This is a genomic window from Brachybacterium sp. sponge (assembly GCF_001613775.1).
GTDB lineage: Bacteria > Actinomycetota > Actinomycetes > Actinomycetales > Dermabacteraceae > Brachybacterium > Brachybacterium conglomeratum.
The window spans coordinates 710,132-725,720 of the sequence record NZ_LRMP01000002.1 but is presented as its reverse complement, the minus strand read 5'-3'; the positions used below and the strand labels follow the sequence as shown (position 1 = coordinate 725,720).

Below are 15,589 nucleotides of genomic sequence, written 5' to 3'. Positions count from 1 at the left end.
TCAGTGTGCTCTCTCGGCGGAACGGGTACGGGTCAATGCTCGCAGTCGGACGGACGCGGCACGGGTATTGCCATTCCGTTCGTCCTCGTCGGCCTGGAGCGCGCCGCGGACGAGCGGGGTGAAGGTGGGCTTGTGCTCCTCGAGCTCGACCGGGAGTCCGGGCGGGGCCGAGGAGCGGGTGCGGCGGGTGAAGGCCGTCTTGACGAGACGGTCCTCGCCGGAGTGGTAGGACTCCACGACGATGCGGCCGCCGACGTGGAGGCAGTCCAGCGCCGCCTCGATCGCGGAGGCGAGGATCTCGAGCTCCTCGTTGACGGCGATGCGCAGGGCCTGGAAGGTGCGCTTGGCAGGGTGGCCTCCGCTGGCCTTCGAGGCAGCGGGGATCGCCTTCTCCAGCAGCTCGACGAGCTCGCCGGAGCGGGCCAGCGGGGCGGTCTCGCGCTGCTCGACGATGCGGCGGGCGATCCGGCGGGCGAAGCGCTCGTCGCCGAGGTCGTGGAGGATGCGGGCGATCTCGGCCTCGGGCAGCTCGCGCAGCAGGTCCGCGGCGGTGTGTCCGTCGGAGGTGGCGTCCATGCGCATGTCCAGCGGCGCGTCGACGGAGTAGGAGAAGCCACGCTCCGCGGTGTCGATCTGGAAGCTGGAGAGCCCCAGGTCCATCATCACGCCGTGGGCGCCGGGCAGGTCGAGCTCGGCGAGCACCTCGGGGATCTCGTCGTAGGTGGCGTGGACGAGGGTGGCGCGCTCGCCGACGCCCTCGCGGTCCAGGCGCTCCCGGGCCAGCGCGAGCGCCTGCGGGTCGCGATCGATGCCGACCAGCCGGGCCCTCGGCGCGGCGTGCAGCACGGCGGCGGCGTGGCCGCCCATGCCGAGGGTCGCGTCGATGTGGACCGATCCGGGCTCCTGCAGCGCCGGGGCGAGCAGCTGGACCGAGGTCTCGAGCAGGACCGGAAGGTGCCTCTGCTCGGCCGGCAGGTCGCCGTGCGCGGTGTCGTCCATCTCGCCCCTCCCCTCGGGTCGTGCTCTCGTGCGATGTGCTGCGGTCTCGGTCCGGATGCCGTCCGGCGCCCCCTGGGCGCTGCCGTCCTGTCAGATTCCCCGTCGTTCCCGACCCGCCACCGGGGAAGTTGCGTCGGGGCGGGAACGACGAGAGGTCTCACAGGACGGATGTCCTCGTGGCCGGGCTCAGAACAGGCCGGGGATCACCTCCTCGGAGGTCTCGGCGAAGCCCTCCTCCTTCTGCTCGAGGTAGGTCTCCCAGGCCGGGAGCGACCAGATCTCGAGCCGGTCGAGCGCGCCGATGACGGCGCACTCCCGATCCAGCCCCGCGTAGGTGCGCAGATGGCTCGGGATGGTGATGCGGCCCTGCTTGTCCGGGATGACGTCCTCCGCACCGGACATCAGCACTCGCAGGTAGTCGCGGGTGCGTCGGTCGGTCGTGGGCGCCCGACGGGCCTCCTCGAGCTTCTGGCGGAACTCCATGAGCGGGTACACGGCGATGCAGTGCTCCTGTCCACGAGTCATGACCAGTCCCGAGGCGAGCTCGTCGCGGAACTTGGCCGGGAAGATCAGTCGGCTCTTCTCGTCGAGCTTGGGCGTGAAGGTGCCGAGGAACATCCGCAGCCTCCTTCAGTCGCCGTGACTCGCGATCAGATCTCCATCCCCTCCCAACGCGCTCCACTTTACCCCACTACTCCCCACCCATGGCCACAGGAACGGGGAAATCGGGGCTTGAGTGTTGGGTCACTGCAGGTCAGGAGGGTGGAGCGAGGTGGGGGGAATCTCGCGTCCGGGCGTGGTGCGAGGGCGCTGCGGGGCGCCGGATCCCAACTGACAGCGCACCCCTCCCCCACCGCTCCACGACATCTGCCGAGGTCAGCGGGCCGGAGCCTCCGCGTCGGGTGCCCCGGGGCCCGGGGTGGAGGGAGGTGGAGGACACCGGTGGAGCGATGTGGGGAGTCGCCGGGAGCGGGGTGGGGACGGGGCCGCGGGAGCCCCGGGGAGCAGGGTGGGGACCGGCCGGACGGCCGGGCCGGGTCGCCCCGCGACAGCGCGGTGGAGCGCGGTGGGGACCGACCGGGCGGACGGTCGGGGCGTGCCGTGGCAGCGCGGTGGAGCGCGGTGGGGACCGACCGGACGGCCGGGCCGAGGCGCCTTCTGACAGGGCGGTGGAGCGAGGTGGAGACCTTCCGCGCGGTCGAGGGAGCGGCGGCGGAGGTAGTGCCGGCCCCGGGAACGACGAAGCCCCGGCTCGAGGAGCCGGGGCTTCGGGGGGTCAGGGACGGGCCGTGGGGCGCCGCAGGACGGTGCGGAGGGGCGGGGCGACAGCGGCCGGGAGCCGGACGGTCAGAGGCGCGGGTCGTCCCCCGCGCGCTTCTCCCAGCGCTCCTCCATCTTGCGCATGAAGCTGCCGCCGTCGCCGGTGCCGGGGGCCGTCGGCCCCTGACCGCCGCCGGGACCGCCTCCCGAGCCGCCGGTGCCGGAGGAGGTGCCGCTGGGGCCGGTGATGGCGTAGACCGCACCGGCCACCATGCCGATGAAGGCGATCACGCCGAGCCAGATCGCGGGAAGGGCCACGGCCAGGACGAGCAGGGCGAGGCCCAGCACGACGGCTCCGAGGCCGATCAGGATGCGGCGACCGTTGCGTCGCGGCGGCGCCTTGGGCGCGAAGGCACGTGCGAGGCGCGGATCGTCGGCGAAGAGCTGACGCTCCATCTCGTCGAGCATCTTCTGCTCGTGTTCAGACAGCGGCATGGTCCCGCTCCTTGTCCCCGTCCTCTCGCGCCCTGCGGCGCCCGGTGCACCCGCCGGAGGCCAACAGCCCCGTCGGCGGTTCATCCAGTTTAGAGCGTCTTCCTGAGTTATGGGAACCATCTGTGCGAGGCGCCTCCGCTCACCGTCCCGGTGACGACTCCCCCGGCGCCGGCGACTCCGTCGGCGGCACCTCGGCACGCCCCGGCTCGAGGGTGGACCCCCTGCTCAGGCTCGCGCTGCCGAAGCGGTCGCGGGCGCGGTCCATCGCGGCCTCCAGATCGGTCCAGCCGGCCGGCCTCGCGCTGAGCTCCGACTGCAGGGACACCCCGGCGGCGGGCTCGAGCTGGGTCGCGCGGACCCCGGCGAGCCGTACCCTGCGCATCGTCGGGCGCTCCCTCTCCCAGAGCGCGACCACGTGCTCCCTCAGTCGTTCGCCGCTCGCGGTGGGCTGGTCGAAGGTGGAGGAGCGGGAGAGCGTCGTGCCGTCGGGGGCGCGGAGCTTGAGCACGACGGTGCGGGAGACGAAGCCCGAGCGGCGCAGCTGCCGGGAGACCTCGTCGGCCATCATCGTGATGCGCCGGCGCACCTCCGCGGGGTCGGTGAGGTCCTCGTCCCAGGTCCGCTCCGTCCCCAGCGACCGGTCCTTCGTGCGGTGGCCGAGCCCGGTGCGGTCGCTGCCGTCGGCGAGCGCGAGGATCTCGGGGGTGCGCGGGCCGAGCGCACGGGCGAGGGTGCTGGTGGGGACCTCCCGCAGCTGTCCGATGGTGCGCACGCCGAGCCGTTCGAGGGCCGCCTGCGCCTTGGGGCCGACGCCGGAGATCGCGCCGACGGGCAGAGGGGCGAGGAACTCGGCCGTCCGGTCGGCGGGAACGATCAGCATCCCGTCGGGCTTCGCCCGGGCGGAGGCGATCTTCGCGACGGCCCGGGAGACCGAGCCGCCCACCGAGCTGGGCAGCGCGAGCTCCTCGCGGATGCGTCGCCGCAGCAGGTCGGCGATCTCGACGGGCTCGCCGAAGAGCCGGCGCGCACCGCGCACGTCGAGGAACGCCTCGTCGACGCTGATCTGCTCGATGTCCGCCACGACGTCCCCGAGGATCCTCATGACCTGGGAGGAGACCTCGCGGTAGTGCGCGATCCGGGGCGGGACGATCACGAGGTCGGGGGCGAGGCGGCGGGCGCTCGCCATGGGCATCGCCGACCGGATGCCGCGGGCGCGGGCGGGATAGCTCGCCGCGGCGACGACTCCCCGGGCGCCGGCGCCTCCGACGACGACGGGCAGTCCGCGCAGCGACGGATCGTCGCGCACCTCGATGGAGGCGAAGAAGGCGTCCATGTCCAGGTGGAGGATCCCCGGGATCTCCTCCGGTCCGTCCGCCGTGCGGACGGTGCGCGTGCCCGTTCCCATCGCCACCTCCCTCGCCGAGGACTGTACCGGGCGGGCACGGCGGACGCTCAGTCCTCAGACAGCTCCGCGAGCGGGACGGGCAGGCCCTCGAGGAGCTTCTCGGCGACGCGGTCCAGGTGGGCCGTGGTCCCCTCCAGGTGCTCGGCGAGCAGCTCGGGGTCCGGCAGCGCCGAGGCGTCCCGGTCCAGGCGGGTGCGCTCGGCGACCAGGGGGCCGAGCGTCTCCGCCCGCCGGGCCTCCTCCCCTCCCAGTCGCTCCAGCGCGGTCCAGACGTTCAGCGGCAGCGCCCGACGGCGCTCGCGGTTCGCGCGGGCGACGAGCACCCCGGCGCCGCGGAGCGCGGCGCGGTGGACGAGCTCGAAGGCCTCGCGAGGGGCGACGGGGGCGAGCTCGCGTCCCTGCTGGAGCAGCTGCCGCGCCCGCTCGAGATCGGCCTGGTCCTGATCGAGGCGGGCGAGGAGCAGTTTCAGGGAGCGGGCGTCCGAGCGCAGGACCGTCTCGGGGTGCTGCCCTCCGCTGCGTGCCGTGGTGGTGCCCATCGCGCTCCTCCTCCTGCTCGGTGCTGTCCTCGGTGCCGCCCGTCGCGCGGGGTGTCCGGCGCCGGCCGGTCTCGCCCCGGCCTCGTGTCCTGAACGTTAGGCGGAGGGTGTGACGGACGACGCCCGAGCGGGCCCTGCTGGGGACGAGCGGGGGCTGGGGAGGAGAGGTGGGCGGCACGGCCCTCCGCGGCGCGTCTCCTAGAGTGGTGCGATGCCCCGCCGTGATCGCGCCCCGCGCGCCCCCTTCGACAGCCTCGGCCCGCTGGACACGGCGATCCCCATCTCCACCGGCACCGCGCGGCTCACGGTCGAGACCGACGGCTCGGTGCTGCTGGACGTCAACGGCGTCCCCTCCTCGCACCTGCATCCCGATCCGGAGCACCTGGTGTTCGAGTACATGCGCTGGATGCTGCAGGTGATCGACCTCCATCTCGAGGAGTCCGACGAGGAGCGCGCCGCCCAGCTCGCCCATCTGGGAGGCGGCGGCTGCTCCCTCCCCCGCGCCGTCGCGTCCCGCCACCCCCGTGCACGGCAGATCGTGGTGGAGCTCGACGCCCTGCTGGCCGAGCGGGTGAGGGAGTGGTTCGACCTGCCGCGCTCGCCCCGGCTGCGCCTGCGGGTCGACGACGCGCGCACGGCGCTCGCGGACTGGCGGGAGGACCGCTTCGACGTGCTGGTCAGGGACGTCTTCGCCGGCTCCCTCACCCCGCCGGAGCTGATCGGGCTCGCGGCGGTCCGCGATGCGGCGCGGGTGCTGCGACCCGGGGGCCTCTATCTCGCCAACTGCGCCGCACCGCCCGGGACGCGACTGCTGGCCGACGAGGTCGCGACGCTCTCGGCCGTCTTCTCGCACGTCGGCGTCATCGCCGAGCCGGCGCATCTGACCGGCAAGCGCCGCGGGAACTGCGTGCTCCTGGCTTCCCAGCGACCGCTGCCCGACGGCGTCGACCGGGCCCTGCGCTCGGACGCTGTCTCGGTGCGGCTCGCCCGGCAGGACCGGGTGCTCGCCCTGGCCCGGGCCGGGACGGTGCTGGGCGGCGACTGACCCGTCGGCTCAGATCCCGGCATGCCCCCGGGGCGGGGGCCTCGCGCCGCAGGGGCGCCCGCACGGCGCCATCCCGTCGACCGCGCCGTCGGACGTGCGGATCATCCCCCGACGACGACGGACCGGGCAGGAGCGCGATGCTCCTGCCCGGTCCGTGGGTTCACGGGAGTTCCGTGGTCAGAGCGGGCGGACCTGCTCGGCCTGCGGGCCCTTGTCCCCCTGGCTGACCTCGAACTCCACACGCTGACCCTCGTCGAGGGCGCGGTAGCCGTCCATGTCGATCTTGCTGTGATGCACGAAGACGTCTGCGCCGCCTCCGTCGATCTCGATGAATCCGTAGCCCTTTTCGGCGTTGAACCACTTGACCGAGCCCTGTGCCATACCTGTCACCTTCTGTGTCGTCCATCATCGATCGCACGACGCGATCGCGGTGCCGCGTGAAGCCGTCCCCCGCCGGAGCGGGTGGCGCAATGGTGCGTGCCGTACTGCTGTGCCGGAGGCACCGTCGACGGACTGTCCTGCTGGAACTGCATCACCGCAACGCGCCCATTCTGACACGACCGTGGCCCGCTTCACACGTCGATGGCGAACACCTGGTCACGAAGACATAACGAACTGTGATCGACGGCTCCCTCGCGAGGGCCCGGGAGGCTCAGCCCTCCCGCGTCCCGTCGCCCGGGTCGTCCTCGTGGTCCGCGAGGAAGCGCTCGAAGTGCTCCCCGATCTCCTCGGCCGTGGGCAGGTCCAGCGTGGTCGCCAGCGGAGAGCGGTCCTCCCCCTCGCTCATCGCGTCGTACTGCTCCTCGAGGGCGCTGACGATCTGGTGGACCTCGCCGTTCTGGGCGAGGGTGCCCTGCAGCGCGACGGTAGCGGCATCGGTGAGGTCGCCGAGGTGCACGAGCGGGAGGTCGAGCTCGGCGGCCTCGCTCACCCGTCGCAGCAGCGCGAGAGCGCCGGCGGGGAAGTCGGTGCGGGTGAGGTAGTGCGGGATCTGGGCGGCGTAGCCCATCGCCGGATGCCCGGCCCTCCCCAGCCGGTTCTCGAGCAGGGAGCTGAAGGCGGCGGGGATCACGAGCTCGGAGGCGCCCTCCTCCCCCTCGGAGGGGTCGGTGCCCGGCGCCGGCGTGGGGCGCGTGCCGGGGCGTCCCAGCAGCGAGGGGTCGTTGGCATGCGCGAACAGACCGATCGGCCGGGTGTGCGGGACCGCCATCGGCACGGCCTGCATGCCCACCACCCGCTCGACCTCGAAGTACTCCACGAGGTCGATGAGCGCCTCGGCGAGCCGCTTCCACTGCAGGTCAGGCTCCGGACCGTCGAGGAAGAGGAAGGGGCGGTCGCTCTCGTCGTACATCAGCCAGAGCGTGATCTCCGGGATCGCGACCTCGGAGAAGGAGGTGCCGTCGAAGGTGGCCTGCGGGCGGGAGCCGCGGTAGTCCAGCAGCTCGTCGGTCTCGAAGGAGACCAGGCGCAGATGCCGCAGCTCGTCGCGGAGGTAGTCGGCGGCGATGCGGCAGGCGTTGCCGGCGTCGACCATGCCGGGCAGGGCGTGGACGAGGGTGAGTCCCGAACGGGGCACAGCCTCGAGGACCTCGGTCGACTCGAAGCGGTACAGATCACGGGGATCGCGCATCGGGCTCTCCTCCCTCGCTGCCGTGGAGATGTCGGTGACCTGATGGCACACGCATCCAGGCGGGTCCACCATAATGGACCACCGTGCCTCGCCGACCCCGGGTCCGCCCGGGAGGGCGCGGCAGGTGGAGCAGCGACCGGAAGGGGCAGACCAGTGGACGGGACCGAGGAGCAGGTCGCTCGGGAGGCCGAGGAGCAGGTCGCTCGGGAGATCGCCCGGGAGCAGGAGTACGCCGATCTCCTCTACGCCCGGGTCGACGAGCTGATCACCCACGTCGAGCGGAACCTCGACCGGATCCAGGGGTCGCAGCAGGCCTCGACCCACCAGAACCGCTCCGAGCGCGACTCCTTCATGGCCCTCTACGAGGACCGCCTCGCCCTGCTGCGCTCCGTGTCCCGCAGCGTCGTCTTCGGACGCCTGGACATGGACGACGCCGCACGCCACTACATCGGCCGGATCGGCCTGTTCACCCCCGAGCGCGAGCAGCTGCTGGTGGACTGGCGCGCCCCGGCCGCCGCCGCCTTCTACCGCGCGACCAGCACCGAGCGCCTCGACGTGCGCCTGCGCCGGCACCTGATCAGCCGCGGCCGCACCGTCGTCGGCCTCGAGGACGACGTGCTGGACCAGAGCGTGCTCGAGGACGAGGACCACGACGTGGTCCTCCAGGGCGAGGGAGCGCTGCTCGCCGCCGTCTCCGGCACGCGCACCGGCCGGATGGGCGACATCGTCGCGACCATCCAGGCCGAGCAGGACCGGATCATCCGCTCCGAGAACCGCGGCGTGCTCGTGGTCCAGGGCGGACCGGGCACCGGCAAGACCGCCGTGGCGCTGCACCGCGCCGCCTACCTCCTGTACACACACCGCCGCCGGCTCGAGCACACGGGCGTGCTGATCATGGCGCCCACCCCCGGGTTCCTGCGCTACATCGAACGCGTCCTGCCCAGCCTCGGCGAGTCCGGCGTGGTGATGATGACGCCGGGCGAGATGTTCCCCGGGGTCGAGACCTTCACCCACGACGTCGACGACGTGGCACGCCTCAAGGGCGATGCCGCGATGGCGGAGCTGCTCTCCCGCGCGGTCAAGCAGCGACAGGCGGTCCCCGAGAAGGACGTGAGGCTGCGGATCGACGGCACGCCGCTCGTGCTCACCCGGGACATGCTCCGCGACGCCCGGCGCGAGGCCCGCGCCACGCACAAGCCCCACAACGCGGCCCGCGCCGTGTTCGTCCGCGCGGCGATGGACCGCCTGGTCGAGGCCTACGAGCGCGCGCTCGTCGCGCAGGGCTCCACGATCGTGCCGGAGGATCGACCGGACCTGCTCTCCGACCTCCGCCACGACCCCGAGGTGAAGCGGCAGCTGAACCTGGCCTGGCTCCCCTACACCCCGCAGGGCTTCCTGCGGATCCTCTTCGCGCGTCCCGACCGGCTCCGGGCAGCGGCGCCGCGCTCCCTCGCCGGGCAGGTCGACCTGCTGCTGCGCCCCAAGGACTCACCCTGGACGGTCGAGGACGTGCCGCTGCTGGACGAGGTGGCCGAGCTCCTCGGCGAGGACGCTGCCCCGGCCGAGGCGAAGGCCAAGGACGATGCCGAGAGGCGCCGCGCGGACGTGGAGTACGCGCGCAAGGTCATCGAGAACATCGACACCTCCGGCATCGTCCGGGCGGAGGACCTCGCCGACCAGGTCGGGCAGATCCGCGACGGCCGCACCCTCGCCGAGCGCGCCTCCTCCGAACGCTCCTGGACCTACGGCCATGTCGTGGTCGACGAGGCGCAGGAGCACTCCCCGATGAGCTGGCGGGCGCTGATGCGCCGCGCCCCCACCAAGTCCTTCACCGTGGTGGGCGACGTCGCGCAGACCTCCTCCGCCGGCGGCACCGACTCGTGGACCCCGGCGCTGTCCCCGTACATCCAGGACCGGCTGCAGGTGGAGCACCTGACCGTCAACTACCGCACCCCGCGCCGGATCATGGACCGCGCGGTCGCGATGGCGCAGGCCCACTCGCTGCCGGTCACCGAGGTCAGCTCGGTCCGGGACGGTGACGAGGACCCGCTGCTCGAGCTGGTCTCCCCCGCCGAGCTCACCGCACGCAGCGCCGAGGCGGTGCGCCGCGTGCACGAGCGCCTGCCGGGACGGATCGCCGTGATCGCCGCGGCCGAGCGCCTCCGCGATCTCGCCGCCGCGATCGGCTCCCTCGAGTCCGTGCCGACGGTCGGCATCGGCTCGGCGGGGGTCGACGACGAGGTCGCCGTGATGACGGCGCAGGACGCGAAGGGCCTGGAGTTCGACATCGTGGTGATCGTGGAGCCGGCGGAGCTGATCGACGCGCACGGCGCGGGCGACCTCTACGTCGCGATGTCGCGCTCCACGCAGCATCTCGGGGTGGTCCATGCCCGGGAGCTCCCGGCCGGGATGGCGGGCTGACCCCTTCGCCGGCGCCGCCGGGACCTCAGCGCCCCGGGACGGCGATCGGCGGCCGTGGCTTCCCCTCCACGACCGCCGATCTGGTGTGCACCTCGTCGGTGCACGAGGAATATCTTAAGCACAGTCCGACCCCCTCCTGCACCAGGTCCAGGAATCTCCCCGGATCCGTGCAGACGGCCGGCGGCGCTCAGCCCGTCGCGCCGCCCCCGGAGGTCGCTCCCTGCACCTGGGAGCGCTCGGCGCGCAGTCGCGCGATCGCGGCCTCGAAGTCGTCGAGGGAGTCGAAGTCCTGGTAGACGCTCGCGAAGCGCAGGTAGGCCACGAGGTCCAGCTCCTGGAGCGGCTGCAGGATCGACAGGCCCACCTGGTGGGCGTCGATCTCCGCCTGCCCGCTGAGCCGGATGGTCTCCTCGACCCGCTGGGCGAGCAGGGCCAGCTGATCGTCGCTGACCGGACGGCCCTGGCAGGCCTTGCGGACGCCGGAGATGACCTTCGCCCGGCTGAAGGGCTCGCTCACCCCGGACCGCTTGAGGACCGACAGCGAGGCGGTCTCCGAGGTGGAGAAGCGTCGCGAGCAGCTGGGGCACTGACGGCGACGCCGGATCGTCGCGCCGTCGTCGGACGTGCGCGAGTCGACGACGCGCGAATCGGGGTGGCGGCAGAACGGACAGTGCATCCGCTCAGGGTACCGGCACGACCCCCGCTCAGCGCGAGGCATCCTCCGCCGCGGGCAGCTCGAGCTGCTGACCGGCAGTGATCCGCCCGGTGGGCAGGTGGTTGAGGCTGCGGACCTCGTCGACGAACTCGGCCTCGTCCATGCCCTCGGGGGCATGCTCGGCGGCGTAGTCCCAGAGCGTGTCGCCCGTCTCGACCGTGATCACGGCGGGCTGGGCGGGCTCGGTGCCGGCGAGGGCTGCGGGGAGGTCGAGCGCGAGGAGGGCGATCGCGGCGACCGCGAGGCCGAGCAGGAAGGCGACGCCCGTGAGGAGGCGCCGGCCGCGGCGGGTCGGCTCGAGTCGAACACGCGGTCGAGCGACGACCTCGCGGGCCTGCTCGTCCTGCCGCGGGAAGGGAAGGACCGTGGCGGTGTGGGTACGCATCTCCGAACTCCTGTTCGATCGAATCTCTGTGCGACTGTAGCCCGCAGCGCTCGCGACACGCAAGAGGAACATCGAACACATGTTTGGCATCCGCCGCGTGCCGCCCTACGCTGGGCCACGAGGACAACGGAACCCGATGGGTCCGACAGACGACGCCAGGAGGCCGCACGATGACGCCGAGCACCCCCAAGCCGACCCGGGCGCGCGGCGACGCGCCGGCCGACGAGCGCACGGCCGGTCTGACGCGCCGTCAGCGCCTCGTGCTGGAGACGATCAACGAGGCCGTCGCCACCCGCGGCTACCCGCCGTCGATGCGCGAGATCGGCGATGCCGTGGGCCTGACCTCCTCGTCCTCCGTCGCCCACCAGCTGCAGACCCTCGAGCGCAAGGGCTTCCTGCGCCGTGACCCCAAGCGCCCGCGCGCGATGGAGGTCGTGATGCCGGAGGCCGACGACGCCCCCGCGCCGCCCGTGGAGATCGAGCCCGGCGGCAGCTCGGTGAGCGTCCCGCTGGTGGGCCGGATCGCCGCCGGCATCCCGATCACCGCCGAGGAGCAGGTCGAGGACGTCTTCACCCTTCCCGAGCGCCTCGTCGGCGGCGGGGACCTCTTCCTGCTGCAGGTGGTCGGCGACTCGATGATCGACGCCGCGATCTGCGACGGGGACTGGGTCGTGGTCCGCTCGCAGAGCACCGCGGAGAAGGGTGAGATCGTCGCCGCGATGATCGACGGCGAGGCGACGGTGAAGACCTTCGTGCAGCGCGACGACCACGTCTGGCTGATGCCGCACAACCCGGCCTTCGCACCGATCCTCGGCGACCACGCCGAGATCCTCGGCAAGGTCGTCGCGGTGCTGCGCTCCGTCTGAGCGCCCGGGCTCGCGCGCCTCAGGAGTCCGCGGCGAGCCTCAGGAATCCGCGGCGAGCCTCCGGAGCGCGCCGAGGGCGACCTCGGGGTCGGCCGTCGGCCACAGCGGCGGCATCGACTCGCGCAGGAACGAGCCGTACCGCGCCGTCGACAGCCGCGGATCGAGCACGGCGACCATCCCGCGGTCCGTCTCCCGCCGGATCAGCCGCCCCGCCCCCTGGGCCAGCAGCAGCGCGGCGTGCTGGCCGGCGACGGCCATGAAGCCGTTGCCGCCGTGCTGGGCGATCCGCTCCTGCCGGGCCGACATCAGCGGGTCGTCCGGGCGGGGGAACGGGATCCGGTCGATGGTGACCAGGCGCAGCGAGCGGCCGGAGACGTCCACGCCCTGCCACAGCGTGAGCGTGCCGAACAGGCTCGCGTCCTCGTCCTCCCGGAAGGTGCGCACGAGGTTCGCCATGGAGTCCTCGCCCTGCACCGCGACGGTCAGGTCCAGCCGTGCGCGGACGTGCTCAGCGGCGATCTCCGCGCCGCGGCGCGAGGAGAACAGGCACAGCGCTCCCCCGCGCGAGGCCTCCACCAGCTCGGTGAGGTGGTCCAGCATCGCCGGTGAGGGGCCGTCCCGGCCCGGCTGCGGGAGATGGCGGGCAGTGTAGAGGATGCCCTGGCGCCGGTAGTCGAAGGGGCTGCCCACGTCGATGCCCGCCCAGGCCCCGGAGTCCTCGGCGGCGGGGATCTCGTCCTCGGCGACCCGTCCGCGGCGGGCGAGGCCCACCTCCCCGGCGGCCGGCTCGAAGCGGCCGCCGAGGGCGAGCGTCGCGGAGGTCAGCACCGCGGTGCGGTCCTCGAGGATCGCGCCGCGCATCGCCGCCGCCACGCTCAGCGGCGCGACCTGCAGCGAGGCCCGGCCGGTCGCCTGCCCGCGGGAGACGGAGACGACGTCGTCCTCGCCCGGGTCGGTCAGGCGCTCGCACACGTCGATGATCTCCTGCAGGTTCGCCCGCACCGTCTTGCGCGCCCCGGCGGAGGAGTCGTCGCCGGCGTCCTTCGCGTCCGAGTGGGCGGTGCGCGCCTCGACGCGGACGTGGCCGACGGCGTCGGCGAGCTGATCGGGCAGGTCCCCGAGCACGCGCCCGTCGGGGGCGAGCTCGAGCGCGGCGCGCAGCTCCTCCCCTGCGTCGTCCAGCGCGGTCGCCGCGACGCCGAGGCCGCGCAGGTCCCGCACCGCCCCGCGGAGCATGCCGGGGTTGAGGATCTCGGTGACAGCGCTCGTGACCCGTGCGGTGAGGTCATGGGCCTCGTCGAAGACGACGACGTCGTGCTCGGGGATGATGCCGTGGCGGTCGAAGGAGTCGATCGCGAGCAGCGCATGGTTCGTCACGACCACGTCCACCTCGCGCGCGACCTCGCGGCTGCGCTCGGCGAAGCAGTCCTGGACCATCGGGCAGGAGGTGCCGATGCACTGGTTCCCTGTGACGGACACCTGGCGCCAGGCACGGTCCGAGACGGCGTCCTCGAGGGAGTCGCGGTCGCCGGTGTCGGTCTCCTCCGCCCATTCCCGCAGGCGCTTGACCTGCGTGCCGAGCTTCTCGCCGCCGGTGCGGGACGGGTCCGAGGACGCCTCGGAGAACAGGGCGCCGGGCTCGATGTCGACCGGATAGCCGCCGGCGATCTTGTGCTTGCACAGGTAGTTCGCACGTCCCTTGAGCAGCGCGAAGGTGGGGGTGCGCGGCAGGTGCGGGGCGAGCGCCTCCGCGAGTCGCGGCAGGTCCTTGCGCACGATCTGGGTCTGCAGCGCGATCGTCGCCGTGGAGATGACCACGGGGCGTCCGGTGACCAGGGCGTGCCGCATCGCGGGCACCAGATATCCCAGCGACTTGCCGGTGCCGGTGCCCGCCTGGACCAGGAGGTGCCGGCCGCCGGACATCGCCAGGTCGACCGCCTCCGCCATCGTCTGCTGGCCGGGGCGGGGAGAGCCTCCGACGGCGGAGACCGCGGCATCCATCAGGTCCGACAGCGGGACGTCGGCCGCCGCCGGGGCGACGGGATGCTCGGGTGCGGAGGTCATCGGATCAGCGTATCCGCGCGGGAGACGGGACCCGCCGAGGCGCACCCCGGTGTGCCCGATCTCCCGCCGCCCGGGGCCTCGGCGCCCCCGGGGCACCCGCGGCACCGGATCGTCGGGGCTCCGGGGTCATCCGTCGCGCCGCGGAGTCAGGACGAGGCGTCCATCTCCGCGGCGAGGGTCTCGTCCACGAGCGCGTGCACGCGGGTCCCCTCCATCAGGTGCTCCTCGGCGAGGACCTCCCCGGTGGTGTGGGCGCGGGAGACGAGGTCGCCGCGCGAGTACGGCACGACCACGTCGACCTCGACCGCGGGGCGCGGCAGTCGCTCGGCGATCAGCTCGCGCAGCTCCTCGATCCCCTCCCCCGTGCGGGCGGAGACCACGGCGCTGACCTCGACCTGGCTGCGCAGGCGCGCGATGGTCTCGGGCGCGGCGAGATCGGCCTTGTTCAGCACGACGATCTCGGGGACGTCGAAGCCCTCGATCTCGCCGAGCACGGTGCGGACCGCGGTGACCTGCCCCTCGGGGTCGGGATGGGAGGCGTCCACGACGTGCAGGAGCAGGTCCGAGTCGCCCACCTCCTCGAGCGTCGAGCGGAACGCCTCGACCAGCTGCGTGGGCAGGTGGCGGACGAAGCCGACGGTGTCGGCGAAGGTGAACTCGCGCCCGTCGGGCGTGGTGGCGCGGCGGACGGTCGGGTCCAGGGTCGCGAACAGCGCGTTCTCGACCAGCACCCCGGCCCCGGTGAGCCGGTTCAGCAGGGAGGACTTCCCGGCGTTGGTGTAGCCGGCGATCGCGACGGCCGGCACCTGGTGGCGGCGGCGGTCGGCGCGCTGCGCCTCGCGTCCGGGGGCCATGAGCCGGATCTCGCGGCGCAGCTTCGCCATCCGGTCGCGGATGCGACGGCGGTCCAGCTCGATCTTCGTCTCGCCCGGGCCGCGGGAGCCCATGCCGGCCCCGGCGCCGCCCACCTGGCCGCCGGCCTGGCGGGACATGGACTCGCCCCAGCCGCGCAGTCGCGGCAGGAGGTACTCGAGCTGGGCGAGCTCGACCTGGGCCTTGCCCTCCCGGGACTTCGCGTGCTGGGCGAAGATGTCGAGGATCAGGGCGGTGCGGTCGATGACCTTGACCTTGACGATGTCCTCGAGGGCACGGCGCTGGCCGGGGGCGAGCTCGCCGTCGGCGATCACGGTGTCCGCCCCGGACTCGGCGACGATGTCGGCGAGCTCGGCGGCCTTGCCCTTGCCCAGGAAGGTCGCGGGGTCGGGGTGGGCACGGCGCTGGAGGATCCCGTCGAGCACCTCGGAGCCGGCGGTCTCGGCGAGCGCGGCGAGCTCGCGCAGGCTCGTCTCGGCCTCGTCGGCGTTGCCGCTGGTGTACAGGCCCGCGAGGACCACGCGCTCCAGACGCAGCTGGCGGTACTCGACCTCGGAGACGTCCTCGAGCTCGGTGGAGAGCCCGGCGACGCGGCGCAGCGCCTGGCGGTCGGCGAGGTCGTACTGCTCGCCGTCGGCCTCCGAGGAGAAGGTGGTGGCCTGGGCGGAGGCGTCGCCGCGGGAGAGGATCCGCTCGGTGAGCGGGTCGCGACGGGGGCCGGCGGGTGCGGGGTCCTCCGCTGCGGGAGAGTGCTCGACGGCCCCGGTCCTTCCCGTGCTGGTCCCGTCGACGTCGAGGTCGGAATCGGGTTCGGGATGGAAGGCGATGGGCACGATCGGGGCACTCCTTAGGGTCGGGTGAAGAGGTCGTCCCAGAATCCCACGTCCCGTCG

At 73.2% G+C, this 15,589-nt stretch carries 14 protein-coding genes; 3 read left to right on the top strand and 11 right to left on the bottom strand.

What is annotated here, in order from left to right; all coding sequences use genetic code 11:
* From rsmH to A4A78_RS11280, 5 genes are all read right to left on the bottom strand, one after another.
* Positions 1-999 carry a 16S rRNA (cytosine(1402)-N(4))-methyltransferase RsmH gene (gene rsmH, locus A4A78_RS11300; protein WP_062949258.1) on the bottom strand — a complete coding sequence of 333 codons (999 nt, stop codon included), beginning with the start codon at positions 997-999 and terminating at the stop codon, positions 1-3.
* A 186-nt stretch (positions 1,000-1,185) separates the two neighbouring features.
* On the bottom strand, positions 1,186-1,617 hold the full coding sequence (gene mraZ, locus A4A78_RS11295) for a division/cell wall cluster transcriptional repressor MraZ (protein ID WP_010551419.1): 432 nt from the start codon (positions 1,615-1,617) through the stop codon (positions 1,186-1,188).
* A gap of 729 nt (positions 1,618-2,346) precedes the next feature.
* Complete coding sequence (locus A4A78_RS11290) at positions 2,347-2,754, bottom strand: DUF3040 domain-containing protein (protein WP_062949256.1); 408 nt, start codon at positions 2,752-2,754, stop codon at positions 2,347-2,349.
* Positions 2,755-2,893: 139 nt separating this feature from the next.
* On the bottom strand, positions 2,894-4,159 hold the full coding sequence (gene dinB, locus A4A78_RS11285) for a DNA polymerase IV (protein ID WP_062949254.1): 1,266 nt from the start codon (positions 4,157-4,159) through the stop codon (positions 2,894-2,896).
* A gap of 47 nt (positions 4,160-4,206) precedes the next feature.
* On the bottom strand, positions 4,207-4,698 hold the full coding sequence (locus tag A4A78_RS11280) for an SAV_6107 family HEPN domain-containing protein (protein WP_062949252.1): 492 nt from the start codon (positions 4,696-4,698) through the stop codon (positions 4,207-4,209).
* Positions 4,699-4,909: 211 nt separating this feature from the next.
* On the opposite strand from A4A78_RS11280, the gene A4A78_RS11275 reads away from it, so the two are divergent.
* A complete protein-coding gene (locus tag A4A78_RS11275; protein ID WP_062949250.1) occupies positions 4,910-5,743 on the top strand; it encodes a spermidine synthase in 834 nt (277 codons plus the stop codon).
* A 177-nt stretch (positions 5,744-5,920) separates the two neighbouring features.
* Here the strand turns inward: A4A78_RS11275 and A4A78_RS11270 are convergent, their stop codons facing one another.
* Both A4A78_RS11270 and A4A78_RS11265 read right to left on the bottom strand, forming a co-directional pair.
* A complete protein-coding gene (locus A4A78_RS11270; RefSeq protein WP_010551414.1) occupies positions 5,921-6,124 on the bottom strand; it encodes a cold-shock protein in 204 nt (67 codons plus the stop codon).
* Between the two features lie 271 nt (positions 6,125-6,395).
* On the bottom strand, positions 6,396-7,373 hold the full coding sequence (locus A4A78_RS11265) for a proteasome assembly chaperone family protein (protein ID WP_062949248.1): 978 nt from the start codon (positions 7,371-7,373) through the stop codon (positions 6,396-6,398).
* Between the two features lie 153 nt (positions 7,374-7,526).
* On the opposite strand from A4A78_RS11265, the gene A4A78_RS11260 reads away from it, so the two are divergent.
* Positions 7,527-9,794, top strand: a complete 2,268-nt coding sequence (locus A4A78_RS11260) for an ATP-binding domain-containing protein (protein WP_062949246.1) — start codon at positions 7,527-7,529, stop codon at positions 9,792-9,794.
* A gap of 187 nt (positions 9,795-9,981) precedes the next feature.
* Here the strand turns inward: A4A78_RS11260 and nrdR are convergent, their stop codons facing one another.
* Both nrdR and A4A78_RS11250 read right to left on the bottom strand, forming a co-directional pair.
* Positions 9,982-10,470, bottom strand: a complete 489-nt coding sequence (nrdR, locus tag A4A78_RS11255; RefSeq protein ID WP_062949244.1) for a transcriptional regulator NrdR — start codon at positions 10,468-10,470, stop codon at positions 9,982-9,984.
* A 28-nt stretch (positions 10,471-10,498) separates the two neighbouring features.
* Entirely contained in the window at positions 10,499-10,894 is a 396-nt protein-coding gene (locus A4A78_RS11250; protein WP_062949242.1) for a LysM peptidoglycan-binding domain-containing protein, read from the bottom strand.
* Positions 10,895-11,064: 170 nt separating this feature from the next.
* Between A4A78_RS11250 and lexA the strand changes: the two genes are divergently transcribed.
* On the top strand, positions 11,065-11,760 hold the full coding sequence (gene lexA, locus A4A78_RS11245) for a transcriptional repressor LexA (protein WP_062949240.1): 696 nt from the start codon (positions 11,065-11,067) through the stop codon (positions 11,758-11,760).
* Positions 11,761-11,799: 39 nt separating this feature from the next.
* Here the strand turns inward: lexA and A4A78_RS11240 are convergent, their stop codons facing one another.
* A complete protein-coding gene (locus A4A78_RS11240; RefSeq protein ID WP_062949238.1) occupies positions 11,800-13,824 on the bottom strand; it encodes an ATP-dependent DNA helicase in 2,025 nt (674 codons plus the stop codon).
* Between the two features lie 146 nt (positions 13,825-13,970).
* The gene (hflX, locus tag A4A78_RS11235) at positions 13,971-15,530 is read right to left on the bottom strand and encodes a GTPase HflX (protein ID WP_062949236.1); all 1,560 of its coding nucleotides are present in this window, start codon (positions 15,528-15,530) and stop codon (positions 13,971-13,973) included.
* Positions 15,531-15,589 lie beyond the last annotated feature (59 nt).

Coding starts and splice junctions, on each gene's coding strand:
- A4A78_RS11240 (WP_062949238.1), bottom strand. CDS start 13,824: ATGACCTCCGCACCCGAGCATCCCGTCGCCCCGGCGGCGGCCGACGTC.
- dinB (WP_062949254.1), bottom strand. CDS start 4,159: ATGGGAACGGGCACGCGCACCGTCCGCACGGCGGACGGACCGGAGGAG.
- rsmH (WP_062949258.1), bottom strand. CDS start 999: ATGGACGACACCGCGCACGGCGACCTGCCGGCCGAGCAGAGGCACCTT.
- lexA (WP_062949240.1), top strand. CDS start 11,065: ATGACGCCGAGCACCCCCAAGCCGACCCGGGCGCGCGGCGACGCGCCG.
- mraZ (WP_010551419.1), bottom strand. CDS start 1,617: ATGTTCCTCGGCACCTTCACGCCCAAGCTCGACGAGAAGAGCCGACTG.
- nrdR (WP_062949244.1), bottom strand. CDS start 10,470: ATGCACTGTCCGTTCTGCCGCCACCCCGATTCGCGCGTCGTCGACTCG.
- A4A78_RS11290 (WP_062949256.1), bottom strand. CDS start 2,754: ATGCCGCTGTCTGAACACGAGCAGAAGATGCTCGACGAGATGGAGCGT.
- A4A78_RS11280 (WP_062949252.1), bottom strand. CDS start 4,698: ATGGGCACCACCACGGCACGCAGCGGAGGGCAGCACCCCGAGACGGTC.
- A4A78_RS11265 (WP_062949248.1), bottom strand. CDS start 7,373: ATGCGCGATCCCCGTGATCTGTACCGCTTCGAGTCGACCGAGGTCCTC.
- A4A78_RS11270 (WP_010551414.1), bottom strand. CDS start 6,124: ATGGCACAGGGCTCGGTCAAGTGGTTCAACGCCGAAAAGGGCTACGGA.
- A4A78_RS11250 (WP_062949242.1), bottom strand. CDS start 10,894: ATGCGTACCCACACCGCCACGGTCCTTCCCTTCCCGCGGCAGGACGAG.
- A4A78_RS11275 (WP_062949250.1), top strand. CDS start 4,910: ATGCCCCGCCGTGATCGCGCCCCGCGCGCCCCCTTCGACAGCCTCGGC.